Annotated in this window: 10 protein-coding genes and 1 pseudogene; all 11 read left to right on the forward strand. The window is 64.7% G+C overall.

Translation table 11 applies throughout. The annotated features are described in order from the left end of the window. The coding region (locus ACLP25_RS29595; RefSeq protein WP_442472677.1) for a helix-turn-helix domain-containing protein at positions 1-133 on the forward strand (133 nt) is incomplete at its 5' end. Positions 134-318: 185 nt separating this feature from the next. Further along, on the forward strand, positions 319-1,131 hold the full coding sequence (locus ACLP25_RS29600) for a LuxR C-terminal-related transcriptional regulator (RefSeq protein ID WP_442472668.1): 813 nt from the start codon (positions 319-321) through the stop codon (positions 1,129-1,131). Positions 1,132-2,589: 1,458 nt separating this feature from the next. Further along, complete coding sequence (locus ACLP25_RS29605) at positions 2,590-3,702, forward strand: septal ring lytic transglycosylase RlpA family protein (protein WP_442472669.1); 1,113 nt, start codon at positions 2,590-2,592, stop codon at positions 3,700-3,702. A gap of 110 nt (positions 3,703-3,812) precedes the next feature. Beyond that, positions 3,813-5,009, forward strand: coding sequence for a D-alanyl-D-alanine carboxypeptidase family protein (locus ACLP25_RS29610; RefSeq protein ID WP_442472670.1), 1,197 nt, complete (start codon positions 3,813-3,815; stop codon positions 5,007-5,009). Next, the gene (gene tmk, locus ACLP25_RS29615) at positions 5,006-5,674 is read left to right on the forward strand and encodes a dTMP kinase (protein ID WP_442472671.1); all 669 of its coding nucleotides are present in this window, start codon (positions 5,006-5,008) and stop codon (positions 5,672-5,674) included. The genes ACLP25_RS29610 and tmk overlap by 4 nt, the downstream gene beginning before the upstream one ends. Beyond that, positions 5,671-6,744, forward strand: coding sequence for a DNA polymerase III subunit delta' (locus ACLP25_RS29620; protein WP_442472672.1), 1,074 nt, complete (start codon positions 5,671-5,673; stop codon positions 6,742-6,744). The genes tmk and ACLP25_RS29620 overlap by 4 nt, the downstream gene beginning before the upstream one ends. 181 nt (positions 6,745-6,925) lie before the next feature. After that, positions 6,926-8,225 (forward strand): annotated as a pseudogene (locus ACLP25_RS29625) (NAD(P)/FAD-dependent oxidoreductase). Positions 8,226-8,319: 94 nt separating this feature from the next. Next, positions 8,320-8,583 carry a HepT-like ribonuclease domain-containing protein gene (locus ACLP25_RS29630; RefSeq protein ID WP_442472673.1) on the forward strand — a complete coding sequence of 88 codons (264 nt, stop codon included), beginning with the start codon at positions 8,320-8,322 and terminating at the stop codon, positions 8,581-8,583. 29 nt (positions 8,584-8,612) lie between these two features. Further along, positions 8,613-8,948 (forward strand): hypothetical protein, encoded by a 336-nt coding sequence (locus ACLP25_RS29635; RefSeq protein ID WP_442472674.1) that lies wholly within the window; start codon positions 8,613-8,615, stop codon positions 8,946-8,948. Continuing rightward, complete coding sequence (locus ACLP25_RS29640) at positions 8,948-9,259, forward strand: type II toxin-antitoxin system RelE/ParE family toxin (protein WP_442472675.1); 312 nt, start codon at positions 8,948-8,950, stop codon at positions 9,257-9,259. The genes ACLP25_RS29635 and ACLP25_RS29640 overlap by 1 nt, the downstream gene beginning before the upstream one ends. Before the next feature lie 314 nt (positions 9,260-9,573). After that, positions 9,574-10,502 (forward strand): methionine--tRNA ligase (locus ACLP25_RS29645; RefSeq protein WP_442472676.1); only part of this gene is annotated, 929 nt, incomplete at its 3' end.

A 10,502-nucleotide genomic window follows, 5' to 3' on the forward strand; every position in this document is an offset into this window, starting at 1 on the left:
TGCGGAGATGATCGGGACGACCCGGCCGCGGGTGAGCTTCTTCATGAACAAATTCAGGAAGCTCGGCTTCATCGAATACAACAGGGACCTGAAAGTCCACAGTTCGCTGATGAGCGTAATTCTACGCGAATAGGCCGCTCCCAGGAATTTCAGTTGTGTGGTCAATTTTGACCAGCCGACAAGTCAGTCGACCGTTAACATGAGTCTGAGCAACTTGCGGCGCGTCGGGGCGTCGTACGGCAGGTTACCGCATCTACAAGAGGACGCTTGGGTAGCGGCTTCTGGGGCTCAAAAGTCCGATTGATCAAGAATTTGATCATGACGATCAGGGGAACATTGATGGATCACGGTACCGTTATCGCAATTGTAGAGGCGCGGCCACAGGCGTCTTCCTCGCCGGCCGAACAAAAGAGCGTCGGTGTCGACGCCCATCGTAAAACCGCAAGCGCGGACACAGAACTCGACCGTCACATCGCGCTGGTCGAACCGCGTACGTTCATCCGGGAGTGCATGCATCGTGGCATGCTGGCGGCGCTTTCGCTGCCCATTGTGACCTTCTCGACGGTGTCGGAATTCGAAAGTCGTTTTAGCGACTCGGTTGCGCTCGTTTTTCTCTGTCTGACGGATGTCCGACCAGCGGAGTGCGTTCATGCGCTCAGGGTCTTGTCAGCCCTGGATCCAAGCGTTCCGATCGTCGTTTGCGCCGTGAACGACATGGAATTGGCCAAGACCGCCATCAACTTTGGCGCAAAGGGGTTTATCCCAGTCACGACAAGTTTTGAAATCGCAATTGGGGTGGTGCAATTCATTTTAGCGGGAGGCACCTACTTTCCAGCGGATTATCTGTTTGCCTTCGAGCCGAACGGTCCCTCGGCGACGGTAGCGTCTCCGCCGCCCGACGCATTAACGGAACGTGAGTCCAGTGTCGTGCAAGCTATCCAACAGGGAAAGTCGAACAAGATAATCGCTTGCCAATTGTCTATTAGCGAGAGCACTGTGAAAGTGCACGTTCGCAATATCATGAAAAAAATGAATGCGAAAAATCGCACCGAGGTTGCTGTTACGGCGCAAACGTCATTGGCGATGGACATCGAGGGGCCCATCGCGGGATTACAGAGACTTTCACGATAACCGTCGGCTGGTTACTCGTCTAAGCCAAACTCCAGTTGAATTAAGCACGCCCGAGCGCGGAAGCATTCGTCTGCCAGCGCTTTGCGTTCGCCTCCTAGAGCAGATTTCAGTTCTGTCGAATCGCCCTTTGGTGACGCGGTCGCCGACCGCGTCCGCCGCGATCAGCGATCGCGGCCACAGCGGCGCCTCGATCCAACCGCAAAATGCTCTACGGGGGGCACGCAGGTTCGAGCCCCGCCGAGTCGCGCGTTCCCCGATCCTGCCCGGTGCGACAATTCGCGCGGCGCGCAACGGTAATTACGCTCTTCCCGCATCGCCGGCGCGTGGCGTATTCTTTTGCAAGGTCGCAAGGGCCGAAAGGCTAGCGCGGTCTTGAGCGACTTAGACAGCTCCGGGCGGTCTGCAGGCCGCCCGGTGCGGTCGTTTGTCCGTCGGCTCGCCAACCTGGCGCTTGTCGCGCGCTGACCTGAGGTCGCGAGAATCCGGTCGTTGCGCCGCCACCACCTCCCAGTTGCAACGCGTCCCCGATGATGTTTATTCTGCCGCGGGCGTTTCCCATTCCGCCCGCTGGGCTCGATCCAACTGTCGAGGACATACGTAGACTTCACTTTAGCGGAATGCGCCGCTCTTCTTTAAGCGCCATGACAGCGCAAGCATTCGTGCGTTCTCCATGCAGGAACGGCGAGGTCGAAGGGCCGCGGCGGTCTTACGGCACGCGAGGCAATAGCTTCGAACGCGTGCGGGTGTTCACAAGTCGCGCACGCATAACGTCCAGCATGAAAAGAGTATGACGAAAACCCGACTCTTCTGTTGCATGTGACGCAATTTCTCCCTATTAGGGATTGAGGAAGCCGCCTCGAACAAAGAGTTCGAAAACGAAGGGTTCTGAACCCCCTCTTACCCTTCGTGTTGCGCGGCCACAGGGAGGCGACGGGTCCGCACCACCCGGAAGGCGTGATTGATGCGTCATCCGGTGATCCAAGGGCTTCCCGCAACTCGGCGGCCGGAGGCATGCATCCGGCCGCCACTGTCTTGTCTTTTTTGCGACAGTCGCAAGGCCTGCGCCACAACTGCGTGCAGGTCGACGCGACGATTTGACAATGGCGGCCGCCATGGGACGGCCACGTTGTTGCCGCGATTGGACGGCAGGGATGCGGGACACGGGCGCCGAACGTCAAAGGCCGAGCCGGAACCGGAACAGCGAGTCGTGGAGCTGCCGCGGCTTGACGCCAACGAGGACGTGAGGGAGCGCGATGATGCGGCCTCGCGGCAGCGCCGGATCGCTTCAAAGTGAAGTGGCCGGATTCGTTAGCGGAATCGAAACGAAGCGGGATCAAGAGTGCCGAGCAGCGTTGTGGATTTCATAAGCCTGCGCCCCGAGATTGTCAGCCGACGGTATTTGGCGCGCGGGCGGGTGTTGCGTGCGGGTGAGCGTCGATGAGCGTATCGCGTCATGACATGCGCCCCCTCGCGGTCAAAAGCTTATGGATCGGGGCGGCAGGCGTTTCCCTCGCCGTCTCGCTGTCGGGATGCGCGAATCAGACCGTCCAGCACTATGCTCACGGACACGAGTATTTCTCGGAAAAGAAATACGGCCACGCCAGTCCGAAAGTGATCGCCGACGGCCAGCCGGTGCCGAAGGGTGGCGGACAGTACCTCGTCGGCCACGCCTACCACGTTGCCGGCCACACCTATGTGCCGTCGGAAATGACCTCTTATACGGCCGTAGGCATGGCGTCCTGGTACGGCGCGGCGTTTCACGGCCGCCGCACCGCCAACGGCGAGGTCTACGATATGGGCTCGGTCACGGCCGCCCATCCGACCATGCCGCTGCCCAGCTACGCGCGGGTGACCAACCTCGACAACGGCTATTCGGTGATCGTTCGCGTCAACGATCGCGGACCCTACCACGGCGGCCGGGTGATGGACGTCTCGTCGCGCGCCGCCGACGTGCTGGGCTTCAAGGGCGCCGGAACCGCCAAGATCAAGGTCGAATATGTCGGCCGCGCGCCGATGGAAGGTTCGGACGACAACATGCTGCTCGCGTCGTTGCGCACCGACGGCTCGCCGGCCCATATCGACGGCCTCGCCGAGCCGGTGATGGTGGCCGACAATGAGCCCGCGCCGGGGCCCTCGCTCTTCAGCGCCCTGTTCGGGTCCGGCTCGGCCCGGCAGCCTCCGGCGCCCCCGGCGCCCGTCGCTCCTCCGCCGGCCCCGCCGCCTCCGCCCGCGCCCGAACCCGTCCAGGTCGCAGTGGCCGCGGCGGAGCCCGAGCCGATCAGGCCGCCGGCTGCGATCGCGATTCGCCAGCCTCACGAGGCCGTTCCGCTCCCGCCGCCGCGCCCGTTCGACCTCGGGGCGGCAAAGAGCCCGTCCGTGGCTCGGCTGGGCGCGCCGGCCAAGGCGTCGACCGCCGCCGCGGGGGTCCTGCCGCCGAAACGTCCCGAGCTGCACGCCAGCGCCGAGAAGGCCCTTTATTTCTCCGACTCCGAGTCGAGCCGGGTAAAGCGCCTGACCGGAGCGGCCTTCGATCGGGTCAGGCCGGCGGGCGGTACGGACGCCGACGACTGAGGCGCGCCGCGTTCGGCCGCCGATTCGCCACAGTTCGGCGGAAGATTGCCGCAATCCCCAACCTGTAAAGAGAAGCGCCGCGCTCGCGATGTCGCTTCCGAGGAACTCCGGTGCGCTCGATCGGGCTCAGTTTCGCGCTGCTCGTCGCCTGCCTCTCGCTTTCTGCGGGGCCGGCCGAGGCCGCGCCGTTCGCCGCGAACGCCGAGGTCGCGCTGGTCGAGGATTACGACAGCGGCGCCGTCCTTTACGAGAAGAACGCCGACGTCCCGACGCCGCCCGCCTCGACCGCGAAGCTTTTGACCGCGGAGATCATCTTTCGCGAGCTGAAGGAAGGCCGTCTGCACCTCGACGACGTCTACGACGTTTCCGAGACGGCCTGGCGCCAGGGCGGGGCGCACGCGCATGGCGCAGCGATGTTTCTCGCCCTGAAGAGCCGCGCGCGGATCGAGGATCTCCTGCGCGGGCTGATTATCCAGTCGGGCAACGACGCCGCGATGGTCCTCGCGGAAGGCATGGCCGGCTCGGAGGAGGCCTTCGCGCAGCTGATGAACAAGCGCGCGGCCGAGCTCGGCATGACCCAGTCCTACTTCACCGATCCGCGGGGAAAGGCGGATCCCGCCGAGCACACGACGGCGCGGGACATGGCGCTGCTCGCCGCGCACGTCATTCGCGACTATCCGGATTATTATCACTATTTCGGCGAGAAAGAGTTCACCTGGAACAAGATCCGCCAGCTCAACCGCAATCCGCTGCTGACCATGGACCTCGGCGCGGACGGGCTGAAGGCCGCGGACGTCGCAGACGGCGGCTTCGGCCTCGTAGGCTCGGCGGTGCAGGACGGCGCGCGCCTCATTGTCGTTATGTACGGCCTCAAGACGGCGAACGACCGGGTCGATGAGGCTCGCCAGCTGTTCGGCTACGGCTTCCATTCTTTCGACCGCCGCACGGTGTTCGAGGCGGGCGCAACCGTCGGCTGGGCGTCCGTCTACGGCGGCAAGGCGGGCGAGGTCCCGCTGGTCAGCGACCGCCCGATCGTGCTCTATGTCCCGCACGGCGAAAGCGGCAAGATCGTCGCCAAGATCGTCTATGTCGGGCCGTTGACGGCGCCCGTCGAAAAGGGCCAGGACGCGGGGCGATTGAAGATCTGGCGCGACGAAATGCTGGTGGTCGACGCCCCGCTGAAGACGGGCGCTTACGTTCCGCTCGGCGGCCTGACGAGCCGCGCCCTCGACGCCGGGATCGAACTCGCCGGCGGCGCGCTCCGCGATGCGCTGGCGCGAATTCCGGCCATGACCGGACGCAAATGACCGGACTGCAGCGTGGCCGGTTCATCACCCTCGAAGGCGGTGAAGGAGCCGGGAAGTCCGTCCAGGCGCGCCGCCTGGAGGCGAGGCTCAGGACGGTCGGTCTCGACGTCGTGCGGACGCGCGAGCCCGGCGGCTCGCCGCACGCCGAGGAATTGCGCGAAGTGATCTTATCGGGCTTCGCGAGACCCTTTGGCGCCGAAGGCGAGGCGCTGCTGTTCGCGGCCGCCCGGATCGACCATCTGGACGTGACGATCCTGCCGGCGCTCGAACGCGGCCAATGGGTCGTATGCGACCGGTTCGCCGATTCGACCCGCGCCTATCAGGGCGCCGCAGGCAACCTGCCGGTCGAGGCCATCCTCAGCCTCGAACGGATCGTCGTCGGAACGAATGGTCCGGATCTGACGCTTGTCCTCGACCTTCCGCCCGAGGCGGGGCTCGAGCGGGCCGGCCTCAGACGCGGGCAGGGCGGCGCGGACCGGTTCGAGGCGGAGGAGATCGGCTTCCATAGCATTTTGCGGCGCGCCTTCCTCGACATCGCGGCTCAGGAGCCGCAGCGTTGCGCGGTGATCGACGCGCTGAAACCCGAGGACGAGGTCGAAGCCGACATCTGGGCGACGGTCGAGGCGCGGCTCGATCCGGCCGGCGCGGCGAGGGCTCGCGAATGAGGAGGCCCGAGGCCGAGGAGGCCCCGGAAAGCGACGCCGTTCCCGGCGCGCCCCATCCGCGTCACGCCGAGCGGCTGATCGGACACAAGAACGCCGAGGCGGAGATGCTGTCGGCCTATCGCGAGGGCAGGCTCGCGCACGCCTGGCTGATCGGCGGACCGGAAGGCGTCGGCAAGGCGACGCTCGCCTGGCGGTTCGCTCGATTCCTGTTCGCCAACCCCGATCCGGCCGCTCCGGGCGTCCGGTCCGCGCGCGACCTCTCGGTCGACTTGAAGATCGCGGCCGCGCGCCATCTGACGGCGCTGGCGCATCCGGACTTTTCCCTCGTCCGCCGCGTCTGGCAGACGGACAAGAAAAAGTTTTTCACCGAGATCCGGGTCGAGGACGTCCGCGACGCGCTGCAGGTGTTCCAGATGTCGGCGGCCTTCGGCGGCTGGCGCGTCTGCCTGGTCGATTGCGCCGAGGACCTCAACCGCAACGGCGCCAACGCACTGCTGAAAATGATCGAGGAGCCGCCGGCCCGGTCGCTGATTTTGATCGTGTCGCACCGGCCGGGGCAGGTGCTGCCGACGATCCGTTCGCGCTGCCGCCGTCTGAGACTCGACCCGCTGACCGAGACGGAAATCGTGGATGTGATCGGCGGGCTCGGGCCCCCCTGGAGCGACGCCGATCCCGCCGCGGTCGCCCGCGCCGCAAAGCGGGCCAACGGGTCGGTGCGCGAGGCGATGGGGCGGCTGTCGCCGGACTCGGAGGGCGTCGGCGCGCTGATCGATTCGACCATCGCCGGGTTGCCGCATCCCGATCCGCGGGGGGTGGCCCGGCTCGCCGAGGCGCTCGCCGGGCGCGCGTCGAGCGAGGCTTTCGAAGCTTTCCACCGCGAGCTCTATGAGTGGCTCGCCGGCTACGCAGCCAGAACCGTCTCCTCGCCCGCGAAGGCGTGGGAGATCGGGTCTTTGTGGGACCGCATCCGCGCCGCGGCGCGCGAGACGGAAGCGCTGAACCTCGATCGAAAGCTGCATGTCCTCGCCGTCTTCGCCGAGATCGCTGCGACCGCGCCCCGGAGGCGATAACGTCCCGAACGCCGGAAGGTTTGGGCCGTTTGACGCTCTGCGAGCCGGGGCGGCTACAGGCCTCACGTTGAGGCTCGCCAACCAAAACGATAAATTTGCATATTATGATATAATGGTCTATCAGAGAGGATGAGTTGCGAGAGTTGCCCTGTCAGAGCGGCTCCGAACCGGAGGAAAGCAAGTGGCAGAGATCGTCATCATCGGCGCCGGCCTCAGCGGCGCGAACATGGCCTACGAAATGAAGAGCCAGATGCGGCCTGAGGACAAGCTCACCGTCGTTACCAAGGACCCCCTTTATCACTTCGTTCCGTCGAACCCCTGGGTCCCCGTCGGCTGGCGCAAGCGCGAAGCCTTGCAGGTCGATCTCGCCCCGGCCTTCGCCAAGCGCGGCATTGCCTTCAGGCCGAGCCCGGTGACGAAGCTCTCCCCGAAGGACAATACGCTCGAGACCGCCGACGGCTCGACGCTGCGCTACGACTACCTCATCATAGCAACCGGGCCTGAACTCGCGTTCGACGAGATCGAGGGCCTCGGTCCCGACGGCTTCACAACCTCGATCTGCCATATCGACCACGCGGAGAAAGCCGCGGCCAGGTTCGAGGCCTTCTGCAAGAAGCCGGGTCCGGTGGTAATCGGCGCGGCGCAGGGCGCCTCGTGCTTCGGCCCGGCCTACGAGTTCACGTTCATCCTCGAGACGGAGCTTCGCCGCCGCAAGATCCGCGACCGAGTGCCGATGACCTTCGTGACTTCTGAGCCCTATATCGGCCATCTCGGACTCGACGGCGTCGGCGACACCAAGGGCCTGCTCGAAGGCGAGTTGCGTGAGCACCACATCGTGGCTGACGAGCGCGCGGATCAAGAAAGTCGAAGACGGCAAGATGACAGTCGAGGAGGTCGCAGACGACGGTTCGCTCAAGTCGACCAAGGAGCTTCCGTTCAGCTTCTCGATGATCCTGCCGGCATTCCGCGGCATCGCGCCGCTCAGGGGCATCGACGGCCTGGTCAATCCGCGCGGCTTCGTCATCGTCGACAAGCATCAGCAAAATCCAGCATACCCGAACATCTTCTCGGTCGGCGTCTGCGTCGCGATCCCGCCGACTGGCCCGACGCCCGTGCGATGCGGCGTGCCGAAAACCGGCTTCATGATCGAATCCATGGTCACTGCGACGGCGCGCAACATCGGCCAGATCCTGCGAGGCGGAAAACCGTCCTTCCAGGGGACGTGGAACGCCGTCTGTCTCGCCGACTTCGGCGACAGCGGTATCGCCTTCGTCGCCCAGCCGCAAATCCCGCCGCGCAACGTCAACTGGTCGTCGTCCGGCAAGTGGGTGCATGTCGCCAAGATCGGCTTCGAGAAATACTTCCTTCGCAAGATGCGCAAGGGCGAAAGCGAGCCGTTCTATGAGTCCATGGCTCTCAACATGCTTGGTATCGAGAAGCTGAAGGCCGTGCAGCCGGACGAGGCCGCTCTCGCCGACTGACCCGCGACGCATCGACCCCGCCGTGGTCGGCACGATGTTCAACTAAGCGGGCCTGAAGGAATACGTCGCCCGCCTTTTTCTCGGTTCGGTTGACATGATCGACCGGGAAGCCTTGACGCCGCGCCTTCGACCCCGAGTGGCCGCCAACGCGACGAGCTTCTTGACGCCGAACGCGACGCGCTCGATGCGTTTTGTTGACGGCTTCGACGTCGACGCCTTCCTTGCCAACGACAAGACCTTTTACGCGGCAACGCGCTGCCTTGAGTTTATTTCCGAGGCGTCGCGTCGTCTGCCGCCCGCCTTCAAGGAGCGGTTTCCAGAAATCCCTTGGAAGCAGGTTGCCGGTTTTATAGATTGAGCGCACGCCATTGATAAAGTTGGTCTTTCTTGTTCCATAAGCGAAGCCTGATTTCGCCGTCGGAACCGAACGGCTTTCGTGGTATAAAGACGGCTATGGCGATAACACTTCACCCCGACCAAGAAGCATGGCTTAAAACACGCGTGGCAAACGGCGACTTTGCCTCGGTCGACGCGGCGGCGCGTCAGCTTCTCGGCGAACGCATTGCCGAACTCGCCAAGGGCGAGGAAGGCGCGTCCGACGATGAGGCATGGATGAAGCCCTATGTTGACGAGGGGTTGGCCGCGCTTAACCGAGGCGAGTTCGTTTCGCTTGAAGAGCACAAGGCGCGCAACGCGGCGCTGCTAGCGTCCCTCAAGGCTTGATGGCGCGGGTAATCGTCTCGACCGTCGCGCAGTCCGACACCGAGATCATTCTTCGCGATCTGGCGGCGATGGCGGGGCTTGGCGTCGCCGCCGATTACGCGGCCTCTCTTGAGGCGCTTTACGACCGATTGGCCGCCCATCCCGAAAGCGGCGCACCGCGGCCCGCCTATGGGCGGCATGTTCGTATCGGACATGTCTGGCCGTATGTCGTGGCCTATCGCCACGTCCCCAACAGCGAACTTGTCGGCATCATTCGCGTGGTTCACGGCAGCCGCCACATCACGCGCAAGCTGCTTGCTGGCGCGTCGTGATCGCCGGTTACGCCCGACGGCACAGACCTCGGCAACAAGCTCGCCCCGCAGGAAGGCGGCAGGCTCAGAAGAGACAGTTCGCGACAAGCTCACGGGCGCACGTGCCGAGCGCCGCAACCTTAACGCCGTTGCGGATTGTGACACGAGGCGGTGTCGTTTTGGTCGCCGATGTTGACCGCCTCTCGGGCGACACGACGGATTTGCCGTCGCCCGTGACCTCGAAAACGCGGGCGCTGGCCTTCGGTCGGTTGCTGTGCCCTCGACTCTCCCGCTCCGTTCCCAATATCGGCAAAATGCTCTAGGACCATCAGGCCATGAGCCGCTTCTACATCACCACCGCGATCCCCTACGCGAACGGCGCGCCGCATATCGGCCATGCCTACGAGCGCATCGCCACCGACGCGATCCAGCGGTTCATGCGCCTTGACGGCCGCGACACGTTGTTCGTCACCGGCATGGACGAATACGGCCTGAAAGTTCAGCAGACGGCGGCGCGCGAGGGCGTCACGCCGCAGGAATTCGTCGACCGGGTCGCGGCCGAGTTCGAGGCGATGGGCGAACTTCTGAACGCGCGCGCGGACGACATCGTGCGGACGACGGAGGCGCGCCACGCCCGCTCGGTCCAGGCGATCTGGGAGCGGATGGCCGCCAACGGCGACATCTACCTGTCGAAATACGCCGGCTGGTATTCCGTGCGCGACGAGGCCTATTTCGACGAGAGCGAGCTGAACGGCGCCCCGGACGGGACGAAGCTCGCGCCGACCGGCGCGCCCGTCGACTGGGTCGAGGAGGAGAGCTGGTTTTTCCGCTTGTCCGCCTACGCCGACAGGCTGCTCGCCCACTACGCCGCCCATCCCGAGTTCGTGACGCCGGAGAAATATCTCAACGAGATCGCCGCCTTCGTGAAGCGCGGCCTCGCGGACCTGTCGATCAGCCGCACCGCGTTCTCGTGGGGCGTGCCGGTGCCGGGCGACCCTAAGCACGTCATGTACGTGTGGGTCGACGCCCTGACCAATTATCTCACCGCCACCGGCTTCCCGGACGAAGGGGCTCCGCGGGCGAAATTCTGGCCGGCCGACGCGCATGTGATCGGCAAGGACATCACCCGCTTCCACGCCGTCTACTGGCCGGCCTTCCTGATGTCGGCCGGCCTGCCGGTCCCGCGCCAGGTTGTCGTGCACGGCTTTTTGTTCAACCGCGGCGAGAAGATGTCGAAGTCGGTCGGCAACGTCGTGAGCCCGGC

It is taken from the genome of Roseiarcus sp. (assembly GCF_052145395.1).
Lineage (GTDB): Bacteria > Pseudomonadota > Alphaproteobacteria > Rhizobiales > Beijerinckiaceae > Roseiarcus.